Annotated in this window: 25 protein-coding genes; 15 read left to right on the top strand and 10 right to left on the bottom strand. The window is 71.7% G+C overall.

Translation table 11 applies throughout. From position 1 onward, the window contains the following. Positions 1-9 precede the first annotated feature (9 nt). The 3 genes from H4W81_RS11835 (at position 10) to H4W81_RS11825 (ending at position 2,794) form a co-directional block, all read left to right on the top strand. Positions 10-444, top strand: a complete 435-nt coding sequence (locus tag H4W81_RS11835; protein ID WP_192774855.1) for a hypothetical protein — start codon at positions 10-12, stop codon at positions 442-444. Between the two features lie 141 nt (positions 445-585). Beyond that, entirely contained in the window at positions 586-1,557 is a 972-nt protein-coding gene (locus H4W81_RS11830; RefSeq protein ID WP_225958565.1) for a cation diffusion facilitator family transporter, read from the top strand. 58 nt (positions 1,558-1,615) lie between these two features. Next, a complete protein-coding gene (locus tag H4W81_RS11825; RefSeq protein ID WP_192774853.1) occupies positions 1,616-2,794 on the top strand; it encodes a zinc-dependent alcohol dehydrogenase in 1,179 nt (392 codons plus the stop codon). Positions 2,795-2,943: 149 nt separating this feature from the next. Here H4W81_RS11825 and H4W81_RS11820 read toward each other — a convergent pair whose 3' ends face one another. Further along, positions 2,944-3,978, bottom strand: coding sequence for an NAD-dependent epimerase/dehydratase family protein (locus H4W81_RS11820; RefSeq protein ID WP_192774852.1), 1,035 nt, complete (start codon positions 3,976-3,978; stop codon positions 2,944-2,946). Between the two features lie 94 nt (positions 3,979-4,072). On the opposite strand from H4W81_RS11820, the gene H4W81_RS11815 reads away from it, so the two are divergent. After that, positions 4,073-4,420 (top strand): MmcQ/YjbR family DNA-binding protein, encoded by a 348-nt coding sequence (locus H4W81_RS11815; RefSeq protein ID WP_192774851.1) that lies wholly within the window; start codon positions 4,073-4,075, stop codon positions 4,418-4,420. Here the strand turns inward: H4W81_RS11815 and H4W81_RS11810 are convergent. After that, positions 4,399-5,262: a serine hydrolase gene (locus H4W81_RS11810; RefSeq protein WP_192774850.1), complete on the bottom strand. Its 864-nt coding sequence runs from the start codon at positions 5,260-5,262 to the stop codon at positions 4,399-4,401. The genes H4W81_RS11815 and H4W81_RS11810 overlap by 22 nt on opposite strands. 73 nt (positions 5,263-5,335) lie before the next feature. Between H4W81_RS11810 and H4W81_RS11805 the strand changes: the two genes are divergently transcribed. Continuing rightward, positions 5,336-5,581 carry a hypothetical protein gene (locus H4W81_RS11805; protein ID WP_192774849.1) on the top strand — a complete coding sequence of 82 codons (246 nt, stop codon included), beginning with the start codon at positions 5,336-5,338 and terminating at the stop codon, positions 5,579-5,581. Positions 5,582-5,681: 100 nt separating this feature from the next. Here the strand turns inward: H4W81_RS11805 and H4W81_RS11800 are convergent, their stop codons facing one another. Both H4W81_RS11800 and H4W81_RS11795 read right to left on the bottom strand, forming a co-directional pair. Next, positions 5,682-6,716, bottom strand: coding sequence for an aldo/keto reductase (locus H4W81_RS11800; protein WP_192774848.1), 1,035 nt, complete (start codon positions 6,714-6,716; stop codon positions 5,682-5,684). Positions 6,717-6,721: 5 nt separating this feature from the next. Beyond that, complete coding sequence (locus H4W81_RS11795) at positions 6,722-7,375, bottom strand: NAD(P)H-binding protein (RefSeq protein ID WP_192774847.1); 654 nt, start codon at positions 7,373-7,375, stop codon at positions 6,722-6,724. 79 nt (positions 7,376-7,454) lie between these two features. Between H4W81_RS11795 and H4W81_RS11790 the strand changes: the two genes are divergently transcribed. The 3 genes from H4W81_RS11790 to H4W81_RS11780 all read left to right on the top strand — a co-directional run bounded on the left by H4W81_RS11790 (position 7,455) and on the right by H4W81_RS11780 (position 11,981). Further along, entirely contained in the window at positions 7,455-8,144 is a 690-nt protein-coding gene (locus tag H4W81_RS11790; protein ID WP_192774846.1) for an HAD family hydrolase, read from the top strand. Positions 8,145-8,229: 85 nt separating this feature from the next. Further along, positions 8,230-9,654 (top strand): NADP-dependent phosphogluconate dehydrogenase, encoded by a 1,425-nt coding sequence (gndA, locus tag H4W81_RS11785; protein ID WP_192774845.1) that lies wholly within the window; start codon positions 8,230-8,232, stop codon positions 9,652-9,654. A 386-nt stretch (positions 9,655-10,040) separates the two neighbouring features. Further along, positions 10,041-11,981, top strand: coding sequence for a sialidase family protein (locus H4W81_RS11780; protein ID WP_192774844.1), 1,941 nt, complete (start codon positions 10,041-10,043; stop codon positions 11,979-11,981). On the opposite strand, the gene H4W81_RS11775 is transcribed toward H4W81_RS11780, so the two are convergent. Further along, complete coding sequence (locus H4W81_RS11775) at positions 11,962-12,738, bottom strand: acyl-CoA thioesterase domain-containing protein (RefSeq protein WP_192774843.1); 777 nt, start codon at positions 12,736-12,738, stop codon at positions 11,962-11,964. The two genes, H4W81_RS11780 and H4W81_RS11775, sit on opposite strands and share 20 nt — an antisense overlap. Positions 12,739-12,789: 51 nt before the next feature. Between H4W81_RS11775 and H4W81_RS11770 the strand changes: the two genes are divergently transcribed. Then, positions 12,790-15,963 (top strand): ATP-binding protein, encoded by a 3,174-nt coding sequence (locus H4W81_RS11770; RefSeq protein ID WP_192774842.1) that lies wholly within the window; start codon positions 12,790-12,792, stop codon positions 15,961-15,963. A gap of 219 nt (positions 15,964-16,182) precedes the next feature. On the opposite strand, the gene H4W81_RS11765 is transcribed toward H4W81_RS11770, so the two are convergent. Beyond that, positions 16,183-16,407 (bottom strand): hypothetical protein, encoded by a 225-nt coding sequence (locus tag H4W81_RS11765; protein ID WP_192774841.1) that lies wholly within the window; start codon positions 16,405-16,407, stop codon positions 16,183-16,185. Between the two features lie 177 nt (positions 16,408-16,584). Here H4W81_RS11765 and H4W81_RS11760 point away from each other — a divergent pair, with 177 nt between their 5' ends. From H4W81_RS11760 to H4W81_RS11750, 3 genes are read left to right on the top strand one after another with little or no spacing between them, the layout of a single operon-like run. After that, a complete protein-coding gene (locus H4W81_RS11760; protein ID WP_192774840.1) occupies positions 16,585-18,159 on the top strand; it encodes an MFS transporter in 1,575 nt (524 codons plus the stop codon). Then, a complete protein-coding gene (locus H4W81_RS11755) occupies positions 18,156-19,307 on the top strand; it encodes a cytochrome P450 (protein WP_192774839.1) in 1,152 nt (383 codons plus the stop codon). The genes H4W81_RS11760 and H4W81_RS11755 overlap by 4 nt, the downstream gene beginning before the upstream one ends. After that, positions 19,301-19,483 carry a ferredoxin gene (locus tag H4W81_RS11750; protein ID WP_192774838.1) on the top strand — a complete coding sequence of 61 codons (183 nt, stop codon included), beginning with the start codon at positions 19,301-19,303 and terminating at the stop codon, positions 19,481-19,483. Before H4W81_RS11755 ends, H4W81_RS11750 begins: the two co-directional genes overlap by 7 nt. 343 nt (positions 19,484-19,826) lie before the next feature. Here H4W81_RS11750 and H4W81_RS11745 read toward each other — a convergent pair whose 3' ends face one another. Beyond that, entirely contained in the window at positions 19,827-20,192 is a 366-nt protein-coding gene (locus H4W81_RS11745) for a VOC family protein (protein ID WP_192774837.1), read from the bottom strand. Positions 20,193-20,498: 306 nt separating this feature from the next. On the opposite strand from H4W81_RS11745, the gene H4W81_RS11740 reads away from it, so the two are divergent. The 3 genes from H4W81_RS11740 (at position 20,499) to H4W81_RS11730 (ending at position 22,653) form a co-directional block, all read left to right on the top strand. Then, positions 20,499-21,275, top strand: a complete 777-nt coding sequence (locus tag H4W81_RS11740; RefSeq protein WP_192774836.1) for an SDR family NAD(P)-dependent oxidoreductase — start codon at positions 20,499-20,501, stop codon at positions 21,273-21,275. A gap of 135 nt (positions 21,276-21,410) precedes the next feature. Beyond that, the gene (locus H4W81_RS11735; protein WP_192774835.1) at positions 21,411-22,244 is read left to right on the top strand and encodes a helix-turn-helix domain-containing protein; all 834 of its coding nucleotides are present in this window, start codon (positions 21,411-21,413) and stop codon (positions 22,242-22,244) included. Continuing rightward, a complete protein-coding gene (locus H4W81_RS11730; RefSeq protein WP_192774834.1) occupies positions 22,234-22,653 on the top strand; it encodes an SRPBCC family protein in 420 nt (139 codons plus the stop codon). The genes H4W81_RS11735 and H4W81_RS11730 overlap by 11 nt, the downstream gene beginning before the upstream one ends. A 505-nt stretch (positions 22,654-23,158) precedes the next feature. Here H4W81_RS11730 and H4W81_RS11725 read toward each other — a convergent pair. The 3 genes from H4W81_RS11725 to H4W81_RS11715 all read right to left on the bottom strand — a co-directional run bounded on the left by H4W81_RS11725 (position 23,159) and on the right by H4W81_RS11715 (position 26,353). Further along, on the bottom strand, positions 23,159-24,100 hold the full coding sequence (locus tag H4W81_RS11725) for a GNAT family N-acetyltransferase (protein WP_192774833.1): 942 nt from the start codon (positions 24,098-24,100) through the stop codon (positions 23,159-23,161). Positions 24,101-24,443: 343 nt separating this feature from the next. Next, a complete protein-coding gene (locus H4W81_RS11720; protein WP_192774832.1) occupies positions 24,444-25,001 on the bottom strand; it encodes a hypothetical protein in 558 nt (185 codons plus the stop codon). 782 nt (positions 25,002-25,783) lie between these two features. Beyond that, positions 25,784-26,353, bottom strand: a complete 570-nt coding sequence (locus tag H4W81_RS11715; RefSeq protein WP_192774831.1) for an AAA family ATPase — start codon at positions 26,351-26,353, stop codon at positions 25,784-25,786. Positions 26,354-26,372: the final 19 nt, after the last annotated feature.

The following is a 26,372-nucleotide window of genomic DNA, read 5'->3' as shown; positions in this document are numbered from 1 at the left end:
TCGGCTTCCATGATGGGGCACCTGGTCAAGGGAGCGCTCGCGGGAGCGAAGGCCACCACGGTGATGAGCGCGGTCATGCTCGCCGGTGAACGGGCGGGGCTGATGCGCGACCAGCCGCCCAAGCGCATCGTCCGCGGGTTGCTGCCCGGCCATCCGCGGCTGCCGAAGCCCGGCGAGAGGCAGCTGGCCGTGCTGGGGCACTACGCGTTCGGGGCAGGCGCGGGGGCGTTGCTCGGGCTCGTGACCCGCGGGCGCGGCGTGCCCGTCCCCCTCGGGGTGGCCTACGGCCTGGCGATCTGGCTGGCCAGCTACGAGGGCTGGGTGCCGGCGATGGCGGCGTTGCCGCCTGTCCATCGCGACGAGCCGGGGCGGCCGCTGGTGATGGCGGCGGGCCACGTGGTGTTCGGCTCGGTGCTGGCCATGTCGTTGCGGAAGGACGCCTGAGGCGCTCGAAGAGGTGAACGCATGTCTGATCTCCCGCCCGCGAACGGACACGGTCACGGACAGGAGCACGGGCACGGACATAGTGGACAGCGGCACGAACAGGAGCACGGACAGGGGCGCGGGGCCGGGGGCGTCAGGCGGATGCTGTCCCGGCTGGGGCACGTCTTGACCCCGCACGGCCACGACAGCGCGGACCGGTCCGACCAGGCGCTGGAGTCCAGCGACCGCGGCATGCGGGTGCTGGGCGTCTCCTTCGCCATCCTCATGGCCACCGCGACCGTCCAGGCCGTCGTCGTGGCCCGCTCCGGCTCGGTGGCGCTGCTGGGCGACACCCTGCACAACTTCGCCGACGCGCTGACCGCGGTCCCGCTGGCCATCGCCTTCACGCTGGGACGGCGCGCGGCCACGCGTCGCTTCACCTACGGGTACGGCAGGGCCGAGGACCTCGCCGGGATCGTCATCGTGCTGCTCATCGCCGCCTCGGCGGGGCTGGCGGGCTACGAGGCCGTCAGGCGCCTGCTCGACCCGCAGGACGTGCGGGCGCTGGGCTGGGTCGCCGCCGCAGGGGCGATCGGCTTCCTCGGCAACGAGTGGGTCGCCCGCTACAGGATCAGGGTGGGGCGCGAGATCGGCTCGGCCGCCCTGGTGGCCGACGGCCTGCACGCCCGCACCGACGGCTTCACCTCGCTCGCCGTGCTGCTCGGCGCGGGCGGCGCCGCGCTCGGCTTCCCCGTCGCCGACCCGGTCATCGGCCTGCTGATCACGGTCGCGATCCTGTTCGTGCTGCGCGACGCGGCGCGGGAGATCTACCACCGGCTGATGGACGCGGTCGACCCCGGCCTGGTGCAGCGGGCCGAGGACATCCTCGACTCGGTGCCCGGCGTGCGGCGGGCCGGATCGGTGCGGCTGCGCTGGATCGGCCACGCGCTGCGCGCGGAGGTGGACATCGTCGTGAGCCACACGCTGACGCTGGTGGAGGCGCACGCCGTCGCGGTGGAGGCCGAGCACCGGCTCATCCACGAGTTGCCCCGGCTGCGTGCCGCGACGGTGCACGCCGATCCCGACGGCAGGACCGGTACCGACCAGCACGCCGTCCTGGTGGAGCACCGGTAGGAGCGGGCGTCGGGCCGGCCGCCGTTTCGGCGGTGTCCCGTGGGTAGGCGACATCGGCATGAAAGCACTCACCTGGCACGGCAAGCGTGACGTCCGGGTCGAGGAGGTCCCCGACCCGGCGATCAAGGAACCGACGGACGCCGTCATCAAGGTCACCACGGCCGCCATCTGCGGCTCCGACCTGCACCTGTACGAGGTGCTCGGCCCGTTCATGAGCGAGGGGGACATTCTCGGCCACGAGACGATCGGCGTGGTGGAGGAGGTGGGCGCGGAGGTCACCCAGATCAGGCCCGGAGAGCGGGTGGTGATCCCGTTCAACATCTCCTGCGGCCACTGCCACCTGTGCCGCATGGAGCTGTACGCGCAGTGCGAGACCACCCAGGTGCGCGAGCACGGCACGGGAGCCGCCCTGTTCGGCTACACCAAGCTGTACGGCCAGGTGCCCGGCGGCCAGGCGGAGTACCTCAGGGTGCCGCAGGCGCAGTTCGGCCCGGTCACCGTGCCCGAGGGTCCGCCCGACGAGCGCTTCCTCTACCTGTCCGACGTCCTGCCGACCGCGTGGCAGGCCGTGCAGTACGCCGACCTGCCCGAGGGCGGCAGCGTCACGGTCTTCGGGCTCGGCCCGATCGGGCAGATGTGCGCCCGCATCGCCAAGCACCGCGGCCACCGCGTGATCGGCGTGGACGGCGTCGCCGAACGCCTCGAGATGGCCAGGCGGCACGGCGTCGAGGTGCTGGACGCCCGCGACCTCGACGTGCCCGACAAGGTGCGCGACCTCACGAGCGGCAGGGGCACCGACGCGGTCATCGACGCGGTCGGCATGGAAGCGCACGGCTCGCCCGTCGCCAAGCTCGGCCACGCGGTCACCGGCCTGCTGCCCGACATGGTGGCCGCGCCGCTGATGCGCACCGCGGGCGTGGACCGGCTGGCCGCGCTCAACCAGGCCATCGACACCGTGCGGCGCGGCGGCACGATCTCGGTCGTCGGCGTCTACGGCGGGATGGCCGATCCGATGCCCATGCTGAAGATGTTCGACAAGGGCGTGACCCTCCGCATGGGCCAGGCCCACGTGCGGCGCTGGATGCCGCACCTGCTGCCGCTGGTGCTCGACGACAGTGACCCGCTGGGCGTCATGGACCTGGCCACGCACCGCCTGCCGCTGGCGGAGGCCCCGCACGGCTACGAGATCTTCCAGAAGAAGCGCGACGGCGCCATCAAGGTGCTGCTCACGCCCTGACCAGCCGCCCCGAACAACCACCTCTGAACGACCACCCTGAACGACCACCCTGAACGACCGCTGACATACGTGAGCCCCGGCCATGGCATCCGGGGCTCACGCTCCAGCGTGGTCTGTGTCTGCGTGGTCTAGCCGGGTACGGGTCCGGTCTAGGGCTTGGCGCCCACCCTCGTGGTGAACTCCTCCTTCAGGTGACCGGGGGCCAGGGGCGGGGTGTCCATGCCCTCTCCCTCCGACATGCCCTCGATCATCTCGCGCATCGCCTGGAGCGCGCCGTACTGGGGCTGCCAGCCGAGCACGGTGCGGGCCCTGGTGGTGTCCATGACCGGCAGGTTGAGCGCCATCTCGAGCAGGCCCGGCGAGGAGGGGATGAGGCGCGCGTGCCAGCCCGCCGCGACGGCGGTCCTGGCCAGCCACGGCGAGAGCGGGACGAGGCGCGCGCCGAACAGGTCGGCCAGCTCGGCGGGGCCGAGGACCGGCTCGGCGGCCAGGTTGAAGGCCCCGGAGACGTCGGAGATGACGGCGAGGCGGTAGGCCTGGGCGGCGTCGGAGGTGTGCAGGGCCTGCACCCGCAGTCCAGGGATGTCGGGGATGAGCGGCATGCGGCGCACCAGCCTGCCGGGCACGAACGGCCCGCCGAAAAGCCGTCGCTGCTCGCTGGCCGACTCCCTCTTGAAGATGAACGCGGGACGCATCCTCACCACCCTGATCGTAGGGTGGTCGCGTTCGAACAGGTCGAGGACGCGTTCGACGTAGGCCTTCTCCCTGCCGTAGGCGGCGCGCGGCCAGCCGTGGGTGGGCCAGCTCTCGTCCACGGGCCGGTCCTTCGGCCCCGGCGAGTAGGCGCCCACGGACGAGGCGTGGATCAGCGCGGGGACCCGCGCCTGGGCGACGGAGCGGAAGACGGCCATGCTGCCGAGAACGTTGGCCCGCCACGTCGTCACAGGATCGCGCGTCGGCTGGAACAGCCAGGCCAGGTGCACCACGGCGTCGGCGCCCTCGAACACCCCTGTCAGGTCGTCCTCGGCCACGTCGGCGGTGTGCCAGCTCGTCTTCGAGCCCGGACTCCACCTCGGCCTGCGACGCGCGATGCCGACCACGGAGGTGACGCGGCTCTCGGACTCGAGCGACTGCAGCACGCTGGTCCCGACGTTGCCCGTCGCGCCGACCACGATGACTCTCATGAATCGCGACTGCCCGCATGGGCGGCGCCGAAACCGGACATGAGGCGACATCAGCCCCCGCCGGAGTGTCGGGGCGGACCGCTAGATTGTGGGGATGGTCACGGTCGAGGATGTACGCCGCCTGGCGTCGACGTTTCCCCGCTCCTCCGAGCACCTGATCCGCGATCGCGTGAAGTTCCGCGTGGGCTCCATCGTCTACGTCGCCTTCTCCAGGGACGAGACGATCATGGGGTTCGGCTTCCCCAAGGAGGAGCGGGCGGCCCTGGTGGCGGCCGAGCCCGAGAAGTTCCTCATGCCGGGCGAGAGCGACCTTCGCTTCCACTGGGTGCAGGCGCGGATGGCCGCCCTCGACGAGCCCGAGATGCGCGAGCTGGTGACGGAGGCGTGGCGGATGGCGGTGCCGAAGAAGGTGTACGCCGCCTACCTGGAGACGCTCAGGTAGAGGTCGCGGGCCAGCGTGGTGGTGCGCTTCACCGAGTCGTGCCAGCCGCTGCCGGCTGGATGCGCGGTGAGCAGCACCAGGATCAGCCGGTCGTCCTTGCCGACCAGCCCCGAGGTGTGCAGCACGGGCCGGCCGAGATCGGGGACCCCTGGCCGCGTGACAGAAGTGGCGGGGCCGGCGGGCGTGACGAGCGCCCCGCCCGCCGCCTTCCGCGAGCACTTCACCGGCGGCACGGTCCCGAAGCCCGACCAGCCCTGCTTGACCGCCCAGGGGCGGGGCACGCCGCTCGGGATGCCGAAGGTCTGGTCGAAGCCGTCGCTGCCGCAGGGCGTTGCCTGCCGCAGGTGCCCGACGATCAGGTCGCGCACCCTCGGCGCCGCCCTGTCCATCAGGTACCTGTAGGTTCTCGCCACGTCGTAGGCGCTCAGCGACGTGTATCCCCAGAATCCGGGCTTGTGCGCGGGCGGCGGGAGGGTGTCGGCCAGGCCGAGCCGCTTCGCCGTCCTGGTCACGATCGCGCCCTTGCCGCCGCGGTCCCAGAACGCGGAGGCTGCGTCGTCGTCGCTGGAGCGCAGCATGATCTTGAGCTGGTCGAGGTCGCGGGCGGACGGCCTGGCCGTCCGCTCGAGAAAGTCGATCGCGATGAGGATCTTGATCACGGACGCGGACCTGAACGCCCGGTGCGCGAGCCGATGCGCGACGATCTTCCCTGCCACCCTGTCGAAGACCACGTAGCCCGCCGTCGTCCCCGGGGGCGTCTTGGGCGGCGTCGAGGCCAGCGCGGGAGTGCCCGCCAGAAGGGGGACGGCGGCCGCCACGGCCAGCCAGGGCGTGATTCGCATCCGCCATGTCTACCAGAACAGCTTTGCCGCGGGCTGGGGCTTGTGCGGGGAAATGTCAGGTAACGGGCCCTTTATGCCGGATACGCCATTCGGGTCCTTCTTCGGTGACCCATTCAGAGGGTTCGAGCAGCTCAGCGGCAGGGTGTTCGGCGGTATGGAGGCCTGGCCGCCCACCCGGCCCAGCGTGCAGCGGGTCGACGTCGGCAAGCTGCTCAGCGACCCCGCCAGACAGCTGCTCGCCAAAGCCGTCCAGATCGCCGCGGGGCGGGGCGCGCCCGACGTGGACGTCACAGCTCACGGAGCGTGGAGGTCGGGGTGAGCGGCGGCGAGCTCGAGGTGAAGGTCGCCGCCGTCCACGCGGCCCAGACCCCCGCTCCTTGATCACCCGGATGTTCCCCGCGGCCGGGCACGAGGCATAGTCAGGGACGGCGGCGCAGGCGCGCCTCGACCAGGGCGGGTGGGCGCCAGCCGCTGTCGCCCGCGTTCACCGTGACGCCGGGCGGGACGATCTCGTCGATCCTGTCGAGCACGTCGTCGCTCAGCCGTATCTCGTCGGCGCCCAGCTGGCCCTCCAGGTGCTCCATGGTCCTCGGCCCGACGATGGCCGAGGTCACCCCCGGATGCCGCAGTGTGAACGCGAGGGCCAGGTGGATCAGCGTCAGGCCCGCCTCCTCCGCCAGCACCGCCAGCTGCTCCACGACCTCCAGCTTGCGCTGGTTGGCGGGCAGCGACAGGTCGTAGCGCTCGGGGATGCGAGCGGCCCTGAGCGACTGCGGCGGCTCGACGCCCCGGCGGTAGCGGCCCGACAGCCAGCCGCCCGCGAGGGGACTCCACACGATGGCGCCCATGCCGTACTTCTCGACCACCGGCAGCACGTCGGCCTCGATGCCGCGCACCAGCAGCGAGTAGGGCGGCTGCTCGCACACGAACCGCTCCAGGCCGCGGCGCTCGGCCGCCCAGTGCGCCTCGACCAGCTGGTGGGCGGGGAAGGTGGAGCTGCCGATGTAGCGCACCTTGCCCTGCCGCACGAGGTCGGTGAGCGCGCCGAGCGTCTCCTCGATGTCCGTCGCCGGGTCGGGCCGGTGGATCTGGTAGAGGTCGATCCAGTCGGTGCCCAGGCGGCGCAGGCTGTCCTCGACGGCCTGGAAGATCCAGCGCCTGGAGTTGCCCCTCTGGTTGGGCCCCTCCCCCATCACGCCGTGCACCTTGGTGGCCAGCACCACCTCGTCGCGCCGGCCCGACTTGGCCAGGGCCTGGCCGACGATCTCCTCCGACTGTCCCTGGGAGTAGACGTCGGCGGTGTCGATGAAGTTGACGCCCGAGTCGAGGGCGCGCTCGATGATCCTGGTGGACTCCTCCACGGAATGCTCGCCCCATCCGCCGAACATCATGGCGCCGAGGCAGAGCGGGCTGACCTTGAGACCGGTTCTTCCGAGTACGCGGTATTCAGTCACACCTCCTAGAGTGCCCGAACCGCCCTCTCGACGGGCACGTCGCCCTCGACCAGCTCCAGCGTCATCCCGGCGGTGCCGGGCTCGTCGAGCAGCGCCGCCACCACGGCCGCCACGTCGGCGCGCGCGACGGTGCCCCTGGGCACCGGCGGCGGCGCGAGCAGCACCCCTCCGCCACCGGAGTCGTCGGTCAGCCCGCCCGGCCTGACGATCGTCCAGTCGAGGTCGCGGCCGCGCAGGTCGTCCTCGGCGGCGGTCTTGGCCGTGATGTAGGCCGCCCACACCTCGTCGGAGCCGGGGCTCGGCGGCGCGCCCGCGCCCATCGAGGAGATCTGCACGAACCTGCGCACGCCCGCGCGCTCGGCGGCCTCGGCCAGCAGCACCGAGGCGGCCCTGTCGACGGTGTCCTTGCGGGCCGCCCCGCTGCCGGGACCCGCGCCCGCCGCGAAGACGACCGCGTCGGCGCCGTCGAGCAGCTTGGCCACCTCCTCGGCCGAGGCGCGCTCCAGGTCGCAGACGACGGCCTCGCCGCCCGCCGCCTCCACGTCGGCCCGATGGCCGGGATTGCGGACCAGCCCCACGGCCTGGTCGCCCCGTTCGGCCAGCCTCCGCTCCAGCAGGAGCGCGATCTTGCCGTGTCCACCCGCGATCAGCACACGCATGACTCCAGCGTGTCACACGAGTGCGGCGTGCGTTCCACCCGGCCGCATCGTCCCGATGTGGCGTGACCACAATGGACGGATGGACTACACCGCACCACCGGGCCCCGCCTTCCTCTTCGACCTCGACGGCACCCTCATCGACAGCGTCTACCAGCACGTCATCGCCTGGCGCGGCGCGCTGTCCGGGATGGGCGTCGACCTGTCGGTGTGGCGGATCCACCGCAGGATCGGCATGAGCGGCGGCCTGTTCGTCACCGCCCTGCTCAGGGAGACGGGCCTCAGCCTCACCCAGACGCAGATCGACGACCTGCAGCAGGCGCACGCCGCCGCCTACCTGGAGCAGCTCGACACGGTGCGGCCCCTGCCCGGCGCGGTCGAGCTGCTGCGCGAGCTGACCCAGCGCCAGGTCCCCTGGGCCATCGCCACCAGCGGCTACGCGCAGACCGCCCGCAGGGCCCTGGGCATGCTCAAGCTGCCCGAGGACACCCCGATGGTCACCCGCGACCTGGTACGGCGGGCCAAGCCCGACCCCGACCTCTTCCTGGCCGGAGCCGCCCTGCTCGGCATCGACCCCCGCCATGCGATGGTCGTCGGCGACAGCGTCTGGGACCTGCTGGCCGCAAGAAGGGCGGGCGCGCTGGGCATCGGCCTGCAGTCCGGCGGGTACGGCAGGGACGAGCTCGAACGCTCGGGCGCCTTCCGCGTCTACGCCGACCCGGCCGACATGCTCAACAGGCTCGACGAGCTGGGCGTGCGCCTGAGGGAATAACCGCAGGGCGTCGAACCGATCTTCTGAGGGACGCGTACCTCTCCGCGACACCTTCCGCGTCTCTTTTCCGCGAACAGGAGCTGACATGGACTTGGCAGACATCGGCGTGACGGGGCTGGCCACGATGGGCCGCAACCTTGCCCGCAACTTCGCCCGCCACGGTTACGCGGTCGCGGTGCACAACCGCTCGCACAGCCGTACGGAGGCGCTGGTCAAGGAGTTCGGGGGCGAGGGCACGTTCCTGCCGTCCGAGGATCTGGCCGCCTTCGTGGCCTCGCTGAAACGACCGCGCAGGGCGATCATCATGGTGAAGGCCGGTGCGGGCACCGACGCGGTGATCGACCAGCTGGCCGACCTGATGGAGCCGGGCGACATGATCGTCGACGGCGGCAACGCCCACTTCGAGGACACCAGGCGCAGGGAGGCGGCGCTGCGCGAGCGCGGCATCCACTTCGTCGGCGCCGGCATCTCCGGCGGCGAGGAGGGCGCGCTGCTCGGCCCGAGCATCATGCCGGGCGGCTCGCGGGAGTCCTACGAGGCGCTGGGCCCCATGCTGGAGAGCATCGCGGCCCAGGTGGACGGCGTCCCGTGTGCGACCTACGTCGGGCCCGACGGCGCGGGACACTTCGTGAAGATGGTGCACAACGGCATCGAGTACGCCGACATGCAGCTCATCGCCGAGTCCTACGACCTGCTGCGCCAGGCGCTCGGCGCCACCCCCGCCGAGCTGGCGCAGATCTTCAGGGAGTGGAACGAGGGCGACCTCGGCTCCTACCTCATCGAGATCACCGCCGAGGTGCTCGACCAGGTCGACGCCGACACCGGCCGCCCCTTCGTCGACGTGGTGGTGGACCAGGCCGAGCAGAAGGGCACCGGCCGCTGGACCGTGCAGAGCGCCCTGGAGCTCGGCGTCCCCGTCACCGGAATCGCCGAGGCGGTCTTCGCCCGCGCCCTGTCGGGCCACCCCGTCCAGCGCGCGGCCGCCCGCGGCCTCGAAGGCCCGACGCTGGCGGGGGTGGCGGGCAAGGAACTGGTCGAGGACGTACGGCAGGCGCTGTACGCCTCCAAGATCGTCGCCTACGCCCAGGGGTTCGACCAGATGGCCGCGGCCTCGAAGGAGTACGGCTGGGACGTCGACCTCGGCGCGATGGCCACGATCTGGCGCGGCGGCTGCATCATCAGGGCCCGCTTCCTCGACCGGATCCGCGCCGCCTACGACGCCGACCCTTCGCTGGCCACGCTGCTGGCCGACGAGGGGTTCGCCGGAGCGCTCGCGACCGCGCAGGAGGCGTGGCGGCGGGTGGTGACCACGGCGGTGAAGATCGGGGTGCCGACCCCTGGCTTCTCCTCCGCGCTGGCCTACTACGACGGGCTGCGCAGGGACCGGCTGCCCGCGGCGCTGGTGCAGGGGCTGCGCGACTACTTCGGCGCGCACACCTACCACCGGGTGGACAGGGAGGGCGCGTTCCACGTCGACTGGTCGGGCGACCGGGCCGAGCGCACGGCGTGAGCGCCTTTACATTGTAGATTCATTTCACGAGCGCCGGGGATCTTTCGGATGCCCGGCGCTTCCGCGTCTTTCCGTGCGTCTAACCGTGGACAGCCGACCTACTCCGATCACCTTTGTCACCATTTCGACACCAAAGCAGACTCATGCCCGTTTCGGGACGTCAAGAGCCCCGTGACGGGGTACGGGCCTGTTGTGACGGCGGGATCGAAGTCCTGCTGGAGTGGCATGTATGGACGGAGGGTCACCGGTGACTACGGTGGGCTGTCGGGTGCTTGCCGTACAGGGGCAGGCAGGTGAACTTCGGGTGACCACGCGCGCCCGAGGGCACGGCAGCGACGGAAGATGGGTGGGTGAAGTGGCCCGAAGCGGATGTGGTGGGGCCGTGCGTGAGCGAACCGGTGACGGTCTTCGCCACGGCGGACAGACGTGCGGACGGAGAGCTGGCGCACGAAGGCAACAGGGTTCCGGACATCGCGGTGCTGGACTCGCACCGGCTGGTGGTCGGCTGGCGGGCGGGGGTGGCCGACCCGATCGACGCCACGCCGGGCGACCAGGGTTCGATCGGCTTCGCGCGCTCGGCCGACGGCGGGCGCACCTGGACCACGGGGACACTGGCGGCGGCGACGGACACGCATCGCTACCACTACGTGATCTTCCTCAACGACTCGGGTGTGCTTTACGCCCTGCTGGGACGCATCACGATCGCCGAGGACCGCGACGGCGCGGGCAACGTGGACGGTTTTCCTGTCCGGATGGTCGCCAGACGCAGCTTCGACGCCGGTGCGACATGGGAGGACTTTCCTCTCACGGTCGAGGTGCCGGACAACGGCAGGGGTGTGGTCGTCGCCGGCAAGCCGATCAGGCACGAGGGCGTGTGGCTGCTGCCGTACTGGCGGCAGACCGGTGGTGGCACCAGAGCGGGAGTGCTGCGCTCGACGGACCTGCGGACGTGGCGCTCAGGCCGGCTGGCCGAGCCCCCTCAGGGGATCGGGGTGGAGGAGCCTCAGGTGGCGCCCGCTCAGGAGGGTGGCCTGGTGATGGTGGCCAGGGCGCTCGACCTGCGGGGCGGTTCGTCGCCGGAGGCCAGGGACGCGAGATACCGCGCGCATGCGGCCCACGCGGCGGTGTCGAGGAGCTCGGACGGGGGGCTCACCTGGGAACCGATGTCCCTGGACCCCCAGCTCCCGAATTATTACGTCAAGGGGTTCTTCGCCACGGACGCCGAGGGGCGCTACCTCACGATCTACAACACCCTGGCGGGGCCCTTCAGGGGTGAGCGGCCCGAGCAGTACCGGGAGGTGCTGCACTACAAGGTGAAGCCGCAGGGCTCCCCATGGGGTCCAGGGCGGCTGTTCGCCGACGGCACCAGACTGACCCGAGGCGCGGCGCGAGGCTGGGACGTCTACGCCAGCGCGCAGGAGTACGAGCCGGGCAGGTTCTTCGTCGTCTGGGAGCACAACCAGATCGAGATCAGGGTCGCCAGGCTCGACCTGACCCGCGCCTTCACCGGTGTACGGCTCGCGGGCCCCGGCTCGGCGCCCCAGCCGCCGCCCGCCGGGTTCGTGGCCACCGTGGAGGGCGGCGACTTCGAGCTGTCGATCGCGGGCCTGATGACCCTCACGGTGGGGGCGGGCGGCGTGTCACTGGACGGCCGCCCCGTCCTGGAGCAGGGAGGGACGCGCTGGCGGGTGGTGGCCGACCGGCGCGGCGCCGCGGGCCTGTGGCGCGACCACGCCGACACGGGCCTGCGCTGGCGGCTCCCGCGCGGCGGGACGGCCGCGGCGGGGGTGACCTTGTCGGGTGACGCCACGGCCGAGGTCACCGACAACCTCGCGGGGCTGGCATGGGACGGCTGGACGCTCACCGGCAGCCGGATCATCGACGGCAGGCTCGACCTGCGCGGCTCGGCCACCGTCCCCCTGGAGATCACCGAGTCGTGCGACTTCACCGTGGAGTTCCGCGGCAGGGGGGTCGACGACAGCGCCCTCGACCCGGTCACCGGGCGTGGCGTCAGCCTCGGCACCAAGGTCGCCAACGGCGCCCGCAGGCTCATGATGACCGTCCAGAAGGGCGAGGTCTGGGCGATCCCGAAGGGCTCGTCCCGGTGGCAGCGCGTGCACCGGGGGCGCGCGGAGCTCTGGCGGGTCGCCGTCGACAGCGCGGGCGTGGCCCGCCTGTTCGCCGACGGCGCCGACACCGGGGCGAGCTGGGTGGTTCAGGACAGCCGCGAACGCCCGCAGGCCACCCACTGGGTCAGCGGGACGGCGGGCGGCAACACCGCCGCCGCCCAGGTCGACTGGACGCTGGTCACCGCAACGCTCGGCTAGGAGGGTTGGCGACGGCCGTCACCACGACGTACCCGATCGGCCCCTGCGCGTCGTGCATCACGCACTGCCCGAGCGCCACCCCGTCGCTGCCCAGGTGGCCGATGGTCTCCAGCCCGAGTTCGGGACTGCGGGGCAGGCGGCTGAGCGTGAGGGTGTAGTCGGCGTTGATGTAGTGCAGGCCCTCGGTGCCGACGTTGCTGAGCGGGCTGGCGAAGTCGGCGGCCAGCGCGGCCAGCGTGAACGGAGAGACCGGCTCGCCCTCGACCAGCGGGCAGATCTCCCTGACCCAGGCCCGGTGCGGACCGGGCTCGCCACCCCAGCCGGTGAGCTGCCACAGCTCGAACGGCAGCGGCAGCCCGCCGGGCGGCGGCGGCCCCTGCGGCACGGGCTCGGCCCACGCCCTGGTGTGGGACACCTCTCCCGGGGGCAGCTCGCCGCTGCGCAGCAGGACGGCGCCGGCCCTGGCCACCGGCCCCTGCTCGGTCGAGAGGACGGCGTCGGCGACCCTGATCCTGCGGCCGTCCCTGACCCTGACCGTCTCCACCGTCAGGGGGAGCAGCGGGCTGTTGCGGAACAGGTCGACGGTCAGCCGGGCGAAGTGCAGCCCCTCGTCCCCGTGCTCGGCCTCGATCGCCCTGGCCGCCAGCCCGCCGAGCAGGCGCCCGTGCAGCATGTCGGCCGCCCAGGGGCTGTGCGCGTGCGGCGCGGGAACGTACTCGCCTTTGGTGAGGGCGAAAAACGCCCCGAGGTTGTCCACAGAATCGGATTCTAAAACGTGGGATGGACCGCGGGTGGCGACAATAAAGGTATGAGATTCGGCGTGCTCGGCCCGACACAGGTCTCGGGTGTCCCCGTCAGGGGGGCCAGGCTCAGCGGCCTGCTCGTTCTCCTGGCGCTGGAGGCGGGGCGGGTCGTCTCCGTCGACCGGCTGGTCGAGGCCCTCTACGGGCGTTCGGGCACGGTCAATGCGCTGCAGTCGCAGGTGTCGCGGTTGCGGGGGCTGGTCGGCGTGCCGCTGGAGCTCGGGCCCGCCGGATACCGGCTGGTGGTCGATCCGCTCGAGGTCGACGTCCACCTGTTCGCGCACAGGGTCGCCGAGGGTCGGCGGGCCGCCTCGCCCGGTGAGCGGGCGCGGCTGCTGCGGGAGGCGCTCGGCCTGTGGCGGGGTCCCGCGCTGGCCGACGTGCTGACGCTGCCGTTCGCCGAGGCCGAGGCCGAGCGGCTGGAGGAGCTGCGGCTCTCGGCGATCGAGGACCGGGTCGAGGCCGACCTGCTCGCGGGCTCGGCGCCGGCCGCCGAGCTGGTGTCCGAGCTCGGCGAGCTGGCGCGGCGGCACCCGCTGAGGGAGCGGCTGCGTGGTCAGCTCATGCGGGCCCTGGCCGGGGTGGGGCGCAGGGCCGAAGCGCTGGAGGTGTTCGAGGAGACGCGCAGGACGCTGGCCGAGGAGCTGGGCGCCGACCCCTCGCCCGACCTGGCCGCCCTGCATCTGAGCCTGCTGCGCGAGGAGCCCGCTCCGCTGCCCGCCGCTTCGGGATCGCTCCGCACCGAGGTCTCGTCCGCGGGGTCCCCGCTGCGACCCCGTGCGCCGAGGCCGCGGCTGACCAGCTTCGTCGGTCGCGAGCACGAGGTCCCGCTGGTCCGCGAGCTGCTCTGCCGTGGCCGCCTGGTGACGCTCACGGGGCCGGGCGGGGCGGGCAAGACGAGGCTGGCGGTCGAGGCGGCCGAAGATCTCGGCGAGGTCTGCTTCGTCGAGCTGGCCGCGCTCGGACCGGACACCGACGTCGCGCCGGCGGTGCTCACCGCGCTCGGCCTGCCGTCCGGGCACGCCGAACCGCCGGGCCCCCGCCTTTCGGTACAGGTGAGAGGCGTGCGCCCCGACCGTCCTGGGCCGCTGTCCGTCACGGGATCGCAGCCGCCTGCCGACGCGCTGGTGGCGGCGCTCGGCGACCACCGCGTCACGCTCATCCTCGACAACTGCGAGCACCTGGTCGAGGCGTCCGCCCTGCTCGCCGACCGGATCCTCGCCGAGTGCCCGCACGTGCGGGTGCTGGCCACCAGCCGCGAGCCGCTGAACATCGAGGGCGAGCAGCTCCTGCCCGTCGCCCCGCTCCCCCAGCCGCCGCAGGGCCTCGACCTCGCGGCGGCCCGCGCGCACCCCGCGGTGCGGCTGCTGGCCGACCGGGCGGCGGCCGTCCGCCACGGCTTCGCGGTCACCGCCGACAACCTCGACCCCGTGCTGCGCATCTGCAGGGCCCTCGACGGGCTGCCGCTGGCGATCGAGCTGGCCGCCGCCAGGCTGCGCGCCCTCACCCCCGCCGAGGTGGCCGCCCGCCTCGACGACCGCTTCAGGCTGCTGACCGGCGGCAGCCGCACCGCGCTGCCCCGCCACCGCACGCTGCGCGCCGTCGTGGCGTGGAGCTGGGACCTGCTCGACCCCGAGGAACGCACCCTCGCCGCGCGGCTGTCGGTGTTCTCCTCCGGCGCGACGGCCGGGGCGGCGGAGCGGGTCTGCGGGGGCGACCTCGACCTGCTGTCCGCGCTGGTCGACAAGTCGATCGTGCAGGCCGACGGCGGGCGGTTCCGCATGCTCGAGACCGTCCGCGCCTTCTGCGCCGAACGGCTGGCCGAGTCCGGCGAGGAGGAGCACGTCAGGCAGGCGCACGCCGAGCACTACGCCGAGCTGGCCGCCTCGGCCGAGCCCCGGCTGCGCGGCCCCGACCAACTGCGCCACCTGGCCGAGCTGGCGGCCGAGCACGACAACCTGCGCGCGGCGCTGCGCTGGGCGATCGACACCAAGCGGGGGGAGATGGCGCTGCGCCTGACCGCCGACCTGTGGATGTACTGGTGGCTGCGCGGCCTGCGGCACGAAGGGGCGCAGCTGTCGGTCGAGGTGCTCGATCTGGCAGGTCCCGAGCCGCCCGCGGACCTGGTCGAAGCGCACATCATGTGCGCGCTGCAGCTGGCGACGACGGGCCGGCCGCTGGAGGAGGTGGAGGCGCGGCTGGCCAACGCCGAACGCCTGGCCGGCGGCCTGACCGAGCCGCCGCGCTGGCCACTGATCGCCATGGTGCGGCCCTACCCCTCGATAGCCGCGGGCGACTACACCGCCATACTGCCCGCGCTGCTGGCCGCCACCACCCACTCCGATCCGTGGACGCGGGCCTTCGCCCGGCTGCTGCTCGGCTACCTGCGGCTGGGCGTCGGCGAGGTCGACGTGGGCGAGCGCGAGCTGCGCCTGGCACTCGACACCTTCCGCATGGCGGGCGACAGGTGGGGGGTGGGTCAGGCGTTGCTACAGCTGTCGGAGCTGTCCGGATGGCGCGGCGACCACGAGGCGGCGATCGCGACGGCGGAGGAGGCCCTGGAGGTGATCGCGCCCTTCGGCGCCACCGAGGACACCGCGCTGCTGCTGTCGCGCCGCGGAGCCGAGCTGGCCCGCGCGGGCGATCTGGCCGCCGCCGAGGTGGAGCTGGAGCGGGCGGCCGCCATGGCCCGCCGCCTGCCGGCCGCCGAGGCGGCGGCCATCGCCACCTACGGCCTGGCCGAGCTGGCGCGGCTGGGCGGCGACTCCGCTCGGGCGGCCGAGCTCTACGCGACGGCCATGGCCAGCTGCGAGGCGCACTGGCTCGGGGCGCAGGAGACGCGTGCGCGCGTCCTGATCGGGCTGGGCAGGCTGGAGGGAGCGGGAGCGCGCCTGCGCGAGGCCTACGACCTGCTGGTCGGCGTCCTCGACCTGCCGGGCGCCTCGGGCGCGGTGGAGGCCATGGCCGAGCTGGTGCTGCGCGACGGATCGGCCGCTCGGGCGGCCTTCCTGCTGGGGGCGGCGGTGTCACTGCGCGGCGCGGCGCTGACCGACGGCCCCGATGTGGTCCGTACAGCGGGCGAGGCGCGGCGGGTGCTGGGCGACGCGGCGTTCGAACGGTCCTACCAGCGTGGCTGTTCGACACCCCGCGACCAGATCACCGGCCTGCTGCCCTTCTAGGTTCCGGCTCTCGCGCTTCGGGGTCGACCGGGGCTGGACCATGCCGGAGGACTCCGCGGCCGCTTCCACCCATGGGTGGCTTCCACCACCCCATGGGGGTTGCCACCCACGACTCCATTCCCTGGGGGCCCTCGCTGCGTTTTCCCCACGTGGACGACTCTGTTGGCGGTCCCTCGGTGGGCTCGTGGTTCTCTCGCGTGGGGACTACTGGCGCTCCCCTCACGCGGGGGCTGGGCTGGGGGCGGTCGGCGGCGCGTTGTGCGGGCCGCTGACCGCCTGGAACGTCAGCCGTTGTTCTCGCTGGCGCCGGGGCTGCCATCGTCCCGCCTCAGGCGAGTGCCATCCCGACCGGCGGCTGGTCAAGGCGTGCCGGTCGGAGGAGACCGTCATCACGAGCGTCTGACTCCCGGTGATCTCGCCCTCCTTGATCTTGAAGACGACCATATCCGGTTAAGGGGGGTACCAGCACGCATCACCCCCTCGCCCAGCGGGCCCGTCGTGCGCCTCACCCGAGCGCCGCAGGCAGGTCGCACACCTCGGGTGCGCATACTGTGCGGGCTCGTGCGGGCTCGTGCGCGCCAGGTGCGAGCCGCGTGCGAGCCATGGGCCAGCGTGGCAGGCATGACACCCGTGAGCAGGACCAGACGCTGGGCAGCACTGGCCACCCTGTGCCTCGCCGTCTCGCTCATCGCGATCGACGGCACCGTGCTGCACCTGGCGATCCCGCGCCTGACCGAGGCGCTGCAGCCCACCAGCACCCAGATCCTCTGGATCGCCGACGTCTACGGCTTCGTGCTCGGCGGTCTGCTGATCACCGCGGGCAACGCGGGCGACCGATTCGGCAGGAAACGTGTCCTGCTCATCGGCGTGACCGCCTTCGGCCTGGCCTCGCTGGCCACGGCCTACGCGCCCAGCGCCGAGTGGCTCATCGTGGCACGCGCGGTGCTGGGGGTGGCGGGCGCCACCATCATGCCCTCCACTCTGTCGATCATCCGCAACCTCTTCACCGATCCCCGCGAGCGCACCACCGCGATCGGGCTCTGGAGCTCGGTCACGACGGCGGGCGCGGCGGCGGGGCCGCTGCTGGGCGGGCTGCTCCTCGACAACTTCTGGTGGGGCTCGGTCTTCCTGATCAACGTGCCCGTGATGGTCGTCGTGCTGATCGTCGCCGCGCTCACCCTGCCCGAGTCGCGCAACCCCGACCCTGGCCCGCTCGACCTGCCCAGCGTGCTGCTGTCCATCGTCGGCGTGATCGGCGTCATCTACGCCGTGAAGGAGGCGGCCCACGCGGGGTTCGCGCAGTCCGGCGTCCTGGTGGCCGCGGTGGTGGGCCTGGGCACGCTGGCGCTGTTCTGGCGGCGGCAGACACGGCTCACCCATCCGCTGATCGACGTCAGCCTGTTCAGGCGCAGGGCGTTCGCGGGCGCGGTCGGCGGCGACATGGTCGCGGTCTTCGCGCTGGTCGGCACGCTCTTCTTCCTCTCCCTTTACCTGCAGTTCGTGCTCGCCTGGACACCGCTGCAGGCCGGTCTCGCCCAGCTGCCCGCGATGGCCGCCTCCATGGTCGCGGCGCTCGCCGCGGGACGGCTCGCGATGGCGTTCGGCAGGCCACTGGTGATCTCGGCGGGCCTCGCGCTCTCGGCGGCGGGCCTGGCCGTGCTCGCGCTGCTTCCCACCGAGTCCGGCTACCCGGTGGTCCTCGGCTCGCTGCTGCTCATCGGGGTCGGCGCGGGAATGTCCTTCACCGTGACCGCCGACACCGTGCTGGCGACCGTACCGCGGGAGCGGGCCGGGTCGGCCTCCGCGATCGCCGAGACCGCCTACGAGCTGGGCGCCGCCCTCGGCATCGCGCTGATCGGCAGCCTGCTCGGCGGCATCTACCGCCAGACGCTGGAGCTGCCGGGCGGGCTGCCCGCCGAGGCAGTGGCCGCCGCCCGCGACTCCATCGGGACGGCGCTGCACGCGGCGTCGTCCCTGCCCGCGGAGCTGGCGGCCGGCGTGGTCGCGGCGGCCTCGGCCGCGTTCGTGCAGGCCGTCAACATCACCTCGCTCATCTGCGGCGCGGCGGTGGCCGTCGTCGCGGTGGCCGCCCTGTTCACCCTGCGCGGCCTCGGCACCGTCATCGAGGAACACCCGCTGGAGCGCCCTCTTCTGCCTTCCGACAGTACGGAATCGAAACAAGGAGCTGACCGATGAGACCACTGCCCACTGACAGAGGCACCTGCCCGTTCGACCCGCCCGCCGGGATGGCCGACGAGCCGCTCAGCCGGGTGCGCCTGGCCAACGGCGACGACGTCTGGCTGGTGGCCAGGCACGACCTGGTCCGGCAGGTGCTGGGCGACACGCGATTCAGTTCGGAGATCGACGGCGGGTTCCGCGACGTGCCGCTGCACGCCGTACGGCCCGAGCCGGGGATGTTCATCCAGATGGACCCGCCCGAGCACACCAGGCTCAGGCGGCTGCTGGCCGGACGGTTCACCGTCCAGCGGATGCACCGGCTTCGGCCGAGGATCGAGCAGATCGTCGCCGAACGGCTCGACGCGCTGGAGCGGGCGCCGCGGCCCGCCGACCTGGTGGCAGAGTTCGCGCTGCCGATCCCGTCGCTGGTGATCTGCGAGCTGCTCGGCGTGCCCTACGCGGAGCGCGCGGAGTTCCAGCGGGCCGGCGCCCATCTGATGAGCCTCACCGGCAGTCTCGAGGAGCTGGAGCAGTCGTTGATGAGCCTCGGCGGCTATCTCACCGAGCTGATCGCCCGCAAGCGCGCCGAGCCGGGCGACGGCCTGCTCGACGACCTGCTCGACAGCGGCCTCAGCGACGAGGAGCTCATCGGGATCGCGGTCCTGCTGCTCATCGCGGGTCACGAGACCACGGGGAACATGCTCGCCCTCGGCACCCTGCTGCTCCTGCAGCATCCCGCCCAGCTCGCTCTCGTACGGCAGAGCCCCGAGACGGCCAAGACGGCGGTGGACGAGCTGCTGCGCTACCTGTCGATCGTCGACGTCGGCATGTACCGGCGCGCCTCGACCGACCTGGAGCTCGATGGGCAGGTCATCAGGGAGGATGAGTTCGTGACCTGCTCACTGGCCGCCGCCAACCGCGACCCCGCGCTGCTCGAACGGCCCGACGAGCTCGACGTCACCAGGCCGAAGGCGCCGCATGTGGCGTTCGGGTTCGGACCTCACCAGTGCATCGGGCAGAACCTGGCCAGGCTGGAGATGGAGATCGCCTACCCTGCGCTGTTCCGCCGACTGCCCGGGCTGCGGCTGGCCGTACCCCTGGAGAAGGTGCCGTTCAAGAACGACATGGCGATCTACGGCGTGCATCGGCTGGAGGTGGAATGGTGATCACGGTGGACCGCGAGCGGTGCGCCTCGTCGGGCCAGTGCGCGCTGGCCGCGCCGGAGGTGTTCACGCAGGACGAGGAGGACGGGCGCGTGGTGCTGCTCGACGAGAACGCCACGGGCCCGGAGGTACGGCGAGCCATCACAGGCTGCCCGACCCAGGCGATCAGATCGACCTGAACGGGACGTCTGTTCTGAGGACGTTACGGGTCCGGTCTCGCACCTTCGCGCACTGGAGCGCGGGCGTTGGTGAAGCCGGTCCCCTACGCCTCGGCGACCGGGAACGCGGGCCTAGGTGTGCCTCGGTGAAGCCTCGGTGAAGGGAGTACACACAGCTGACCGAAAGGCAGCAATACACACGAGACCGCGCGCCTCGGAATACCGGGGCGCGCGGTCCTCCGCGTGCGCTGACGCGGGCGCTCTTCGGCGGCCAGGGTCAGGAACGAGGTGCACGATACCGATCGGACCGTCGCCCGGGCTGCCTCGCGAGCGGTGGTAGACCACCCCCGCTCCGGCGCCCGGGTCATGGGGCGATGCAGAACACGTGTCCTTCCGGATCCGTCAGCACGGTCCACTCGCCCGCACCCGGCTGGAAGTCGGGCTTCGTCGCGCCGAGGTCGAGCAGTTCCTTGGTCGCCGTCTCCAGGTCGGCGACCTTGAGGTCGAGGTGTGCCTGCTTGGTGCCGCCGGGCCACGCGGGAGCCTGGTGGCCTTCGACCCGCATGAAGGAGAGCTGTACCCGGCCTGCGTCCAGGGAGGCGTAGTCGTCGTCGCTGTGGGTGATCCGTCCGCCCAGCACCGAGCGGTAGAACTCGGCCAGAGCGGCGGGACGCGCGCAGTCGATGACGTGGGCGGAGATCTCAGCGATCGCTGGAGTGTGCGTTGTCATGCGTCCAGGCTGCCCATCCACTCCTCCCCTGGTCTTGAACATCCTTGCGCCTGCGCCTTCCCTAGCCCTGGCAATCGGGTTGCTCGGCCTCCGTTTCCGTGCCTAACGTGGGCGTCATGCGTTCCTGATCACCTTCCGCGCGGGTGGCTGCCGTCCGGCGATGACGTCGGCCGCTGGGGCTGGACCCGCCGCCTTGGGCGCGCTGAACAGCCACGGCCGGTGGCAGGAGATCACTGCCACTCCTGGACCCCGGGCAACGAACGCCGGCCCCGATGTCGGCACCGACCAGGAAAACGGAGGAAGATCGTGATCGATCCTCAGCTCGCCGGGCAGAACGTGCTCGTCACCGGCGGGGGCGGCAACATCGGCGGGGCGATCAGCCGTGCCTTCGCCGCGCAGGGGGCTCGCGTCGCCGTCCACTATCTCGCGCAGGATCCCCCCGCACCGGAGGGCACGGCGTGGGCCCACCTCACCCCGAGCGCCGCGGCAGCCGAGAAGCTCGCCACCGAGCTCGGCGGGATCGCGGTCAGCGCCGACCTGTCCCATCCCGGCGCCGCCCGGCCGCTCGTCGACACCGTCGAACGCCGACTCGGGCCGATCAACGTGCTGGTCAACAACGCCGCACACTGCGAGACCGCGGACACCGTGGACACGTTCGACGCCGCATCGCTGGAACGGCACTACCGCGTCAACGCCGTGGCCCCGGCGCTGCTGATCGCCGAGGTGGCCAGGCGGCACACCGGCGATGTCCCGCTGTGCGTCGTCAACATCTCCACCGATGCCGCGCGCGCCTTTCCCGGGCAGATCGGGTACGGAACCTCGAAGGCCGCACTGGAGGCGCTCACCCGGGCCACCGCGTTGGACCTGGGACCTCGAGGCATCCGGGTCAACGCGGTCGCACCCGGGCCCGTACAAACCGGGTGGATGACGGAGGAACTCGTCGAACACTCGACGTCGGTGATTCCACTGGGACGCGTCGGAGAGCCCGCCGACATCGCCGACGCGGTCGTCTTCCTCGCCTCCCACCAGGCCCGATGGATCACCGGCCAGGTGCTCCAGGTCGCCGGTGGCCACGCTTTGTGAGAACGGCGTAAGCCGTCCCCGGGCGGCGGGTGGTCGAGACCCTGGTGGCTCATCCGCGGCCCGCACCCATAGGGCCTCAAGGGTCCGCTGAGGCTGTCCCAAGAAATGTCAGTGCCGCCGCGTAACGTACGCCACATGCGTTCAGCTCGCCGCCTGGGCATCGGGCCCGGCTTCACGGTCACCGCCGTGACCTGCGTCGACGACCACCGGAGATGGTCTTCGCCCGAGGTCGGCGACGACTATAGGCTGGTGCTCGTCCGCACCGGCAGGTTCAGGCGCATGACGGGCGACGTCGCCTCTCTGGTCGACCCGACGATGGCCTACCTGGGAGTCCCCGGCGAGGAGGAACGGTTCGCGCATCCCGCGGGCGGCGACGTGTGCACCTCGCTCAGTCTGTCCCCCGCGCTGTGGCGATCGCTGACCGGCGACGGCCGTGGCAGGATCCGCCCAACCGTGTACGTCGATGCCCGGGTCGAGCTCGCGCACCGCGCCCTCCTCACCGCCACCCGGAGCGGCGACCCCGGCTTCGCGCTCACCGAACGTCTCCTCCGGCTCCTGTCCGCCGTGCTCAGGCAGTCCCCCTCTCCGCAGCCGACCGACTCCACGCGGCCCACCGCGACAGCGGCCAAGGCGCGGCTCGTCACCGCCGCGCGTGAGGCGATCGCCGCAGGCCATCCGGCCGCCGACGGGCTCATCCCGCTGGCCGAGCTGCTGGGCGCCTCGCCGTACCAACTGAGCAGGTCCTTCACCCGCGAGATGGGCGTGTCTCTCACCCACTACCGCAACCGGGTGCGGGTCGGGCGCGCGCTCGATCGGCTGGAGGACGGCGCGACGAGCCTCGCCGCGCTCGCCGTCGAGCTCGGCTTCGCCGACCAGGCGCATCTCACCCGCACGGTCCGCCGTCACCTCGGACACACACCCACCGCGCTGCGGCGCCTGCTCACCGGGAGTTCCGCCCATGAGCGTTGACGAGTCCGCGGTCGTCGCCGCCTCCGCCGAGCGCGTGTGGCGCGCCTTCGCCGACCACGACGATCGCGGCGAATGGTGGCACTACCTGTATCTCGAACCGGTGGCGGGCGGCTCCCTCGAGGAGCGCTGGACCGACGAGCACGGCGAACCCGCGGTGACGCGCGGCGAGGTGACGCATGCGAACGAGCCCGCGCTGCTGGCGTTCAGCTGGGCCGACGAGGGGCAGGAAGCCGCGACGGATGTCGAGATCACACTGACGCCGCGGGGGTCGGGCACGGAGGTTCGCATCACGGAGACCGGCTGGGACCGCCTCCCCGACGGCCCTTCTCTCGCCGCCGACCATCGCGCCGGATGGCGGGTCCACCTCGCCAACCTCCGCCGCCACGTCGAACCAGCCGACGGAGGATGAGGCGACACGTCGTGCGGGGAGCTCAGCTCAGGGGCGGAGGCACAGATCCGACACCCGTCTCCGTCGCGACCAGCCAGCCGATGGCTCGTGGGAGCCCAACGCCTAAGTGGGGTGGCCGTCTCCGCATGGGGCCTATGCGGCAGTCTCCGTCACGGCCTGCCGCGGACGCCCGCGTGGAGAGCCACCTTCTCCGTCACGAATCTTCCCCCCAGAAAGCTCCACGGGTGATCAGCTCAACGAGCCAACCGCCTCCTTCAGAGCCCGACGAGACGTCCCACGGAGCTCGGGATGGAGAGGTGGATGCCGTCATCGTCCATCGGCCTCCACGAGACGCCCCGCAGGAGGTCAGGATGCCGCTTGCCGGTCGGGAGTCCAGCGGGGCCAGGCTGGGAGCGAGCGCCTCGGTCGATGTGGGGCGCACGCCGCTGATGTGGGGCAGGCCACTGATGCAAGGGGCAGGCCGTCCGCCGCTCGCGTGAAGGTGAGCGGCCGGATGTGCACGATGTCAGTCGGCGGGGGCTGAGAAGATCAGCCGGATCTGCGTGTTGCGGTATCCCGCGCGGGCGAACGCCGCCGCCATCGGGGCGTTCGTCGTGTCGGTGGTCGCCGTGATCAGATCGGCGCCGTTCTCCGCGTGGATCCGGGTGATCTCGGCCAGGACGTCGTCGACGTACCCCTGGCCCCTCAGTTCCGGAACGACGCCGAGATATCCGACATTCACGTTGTACGGCGTTGCGGAGGGAATCGCCAGCCCCGCCACCACCCCGTCCGGCGTGTAGGCGAGCCGCCACCACTCACGCTTGCCGGGACGCTCCAGGTAGAAGTCCATCTCCTCCCGTGCCGCCGCGTCGGCGCCCATGGTGGCGACGTTCCTGCGCGTCTCGGCGTCCAGGCTGCCGACGGCGATCCTCCGGAAGACGTCGAGGAACTCCTCGTCCGACGCCTCGGCGAAGCGCAGGCGTCCCTTGGACTCCGGGACCCCGATCTCGGGCGTCCACTCCAGCCGCAGGCGCTCCACCTCGTCGGTGAGTCCGGCCGAGAGGGCCGCCTCCTTGCGCCAGGCGATCGCGGAGGCGATGGCCTCGTCGTCCTGCCATCCGTTGGGGAGCGTCAGGTTGTAGAGCGGCGGCTTCGGGGCGCCCTGCTCTTCGAACGCGGCGTGTCCCGCGGCGAGCAGCCCGGCGGCGACGGCCGCGCGATCAGCCACGGACGGGTCGACGTGCAGGCAGTCGAGCGCGATCGGGTGCTCGCTGTCGGACTGGCCCCACCACAGCGCACGCCCCACGACCTTGTCGCTGTCCTCGGCGATCCAGGTCCATTCGGGGCGGTACATCCCCTCGGCAAGCTCCGCCAGGTAGCGATCGGCGGGAATCCAGCTGACGGGCTCGTCAACCGCGAACGCGGTGACACGATCGAGGTCTGCCTCGGTCGTAGAACGGAACAACATGCGGCCTCCGGGTCGCTTTCGGACGGCTGATGCTACAAGCTCCCTGATGACCGGCGGTGGCTGGGGGTGAAGGGCCGGGCGCCACACCACATGACGAGCTGACCCTGGCGCGAAAGGACGGGCCTGACCCCGGCGCGACGTTCGGGGGGCACCCGACGAGACGTCGAATCGACGTGGGGGCTGCCGTCCAGGATCGTCATCACTCCGCAGGGAAACGGACCGGGCTCGCCTCGCCGGGGTTTCCGCCTTCACACGCGCGCCGGGGGCGGTCACGTCCTGCATCTGGAGGAGCCGACCGAGGTCAACCGGCAGATCCTGGATTGGCTCTCCTGATCGCGGAGAGTCAGAAGTGCCTTACCGGAGTGCCAGGTGGTAGGCCGAACGCGACGCGAGCCTCGTCTTCGGGTGCGGCCATTTCCTTCTTCAGACGGTAGCGCCGCCAGTATTCGGCGGCACCTCGTTCGGAGAACATCCGGTTCACCGAGGGGACGAAGCCGGCGCCGTCGATCGGCTGCTGGACGTGAACGACCTTGCCCCGGTCGAGCGTCACAACCAGAGGACCGGACCAGGCGCCGCCTATGAGCAGGTCACCACCGCGCCGGGCATATTCCCCACACTCCGCCTCGAGTCCGACCCGCGTCCGGGAGCCGTCCCGGGTTGTCTCGATCGGTCTCTCAGTGCAAAACCAGCGTGGATGCAGTTCGCCGGGGATGGTCTTCCACGTGAGGTCGGGTGAGGTCTCAAGGTGCCCGTCGATGATCGGACCGGCCGTGTCGGCGAGCGCAGTGTCGATGTGAGGCGGCCGAGGCCAGAACCGCCAGGAATGGTGCCAGACTTCGACCGCGGCGATCACCACGACGCCCACGACGATCGCCGCATACCTTCGTCTGACACGCCTCATGTGACCACCTCCTGTCTGGGCCGTTTATGTCGCAGACGGATCGACAAAGAATGGCAGACCCCGGCCGTCCGCCGTCCACACATCAGCCATGCGCCGCACGGTACATCGCAGCCCGGGCGTTGGAGAGTTCACGGGCTCGCCGGACGCCGAAGCAGGGCGTGAAATTACTTCACGTTGCTTGATCGTCGCTTGATGCTGTCGCGGTGCGGCGACCACAGTCGGCACTTGATCTTCTTGCGGTCCCGGGAGGGAGGTGTATGGCATGCCCGAGCGGACCTCAGCGGTGTGTACGCGTCCAGCTCCCCGTGCAGGGCACGCACGGCAGCCGACGAACCGGGGCGCACACTGACGCGCAGCGGCTCCACCGCCCAGGCGTGTCCCCAGGACCCTTCCCCCGGTAGCAGGAAGCTTCCCACCGAGTCCGTCGCGCGGGCGCCGGATGCTCGGGGAACAAAGTGCCGCGCAGCTTGCCGTGGAGCCCGTCGGCGGTGACGGCGACCAGATCGGCCGTCGCCGTACGCGGCCATGAAGCTCTACGCAGCTGACCGCGCCTCTGACCGCGCCCACGCAGGTGACTCGGTGTCCCTCGGAGACCACCCCCCTTCAAGGAGGGCGTCGGCGAGCAAGGTGAGCAGCTTGGCCGGTGCAGCGCGAAACCTGGAACGCCGAAGCGCTACCGACTTCCCCCATAACTCGAACACCCATGGCTGAGTCAGGGGGTCTACGAACAACCGCGTCATGTGGGGCTTTGAACTGGCGCACCGCCCCCATCTGAAGGCCGTTCACCCAGATGATCGCTCGAGTGTCTTCAGGATTTCGTCAACGGTCTGGTCGACGCTCTGGTCACTGGTGTCGAGCCAGTGGCCGATGCGCGGGGTGTCGTGTCGGAGCACGTGATCGAGGGCAGCGACCGTCCAGTCGCCGTATCCCGTCTTGTCCCGCTCCCGCTCGCGCCGCTCCACCGCTTCCACGGACGGCGCCAACACCACGACATGGAGCGGGCGACTGCGGATCATCCTGGTAAAGCGCTCCAGGTCTTCGCCAAGCACCACATCCTGGACGATCGGCGTGAACCCGGCCTCGAAATAGAGGTCAGCGGAGCTGGCCGCGATCCGGTAGCGCAGATGCAGTTGGCGCACCGCCTCGTCCGTCCGATCGGGGGTCATCTCGGCGCCTCCGTTGACCACCATGCGGCGGAAGGTGTCGCCGCGCACGTGTGCGGACCTGGGCAGCCGCTTGGCCAGGGCCTGGGCGACGGTGGACTTGCCGGCGGCGGAAATGCCGGTGATCAGGATGACGGCCCTGCTGGCTGTGGTCTCGGCGATGTCGTGCCTTCCCCGGCTTGCTGTCATGTCGAGCCTCCTACTCATG

The sequence above is a fragment of the Nonomuraea africana genome (genome assembly GCF_014873535.1).
Lineage (GTDB): Bacteria > Actinomycetota > Actinomycetes > Streptosporangiales > Streptosporangiaceae > Nonomuraea > Nonomuraea africana.
This window is presented reverse-complemented; position numbering and strand designations above follow the sequence as displayed.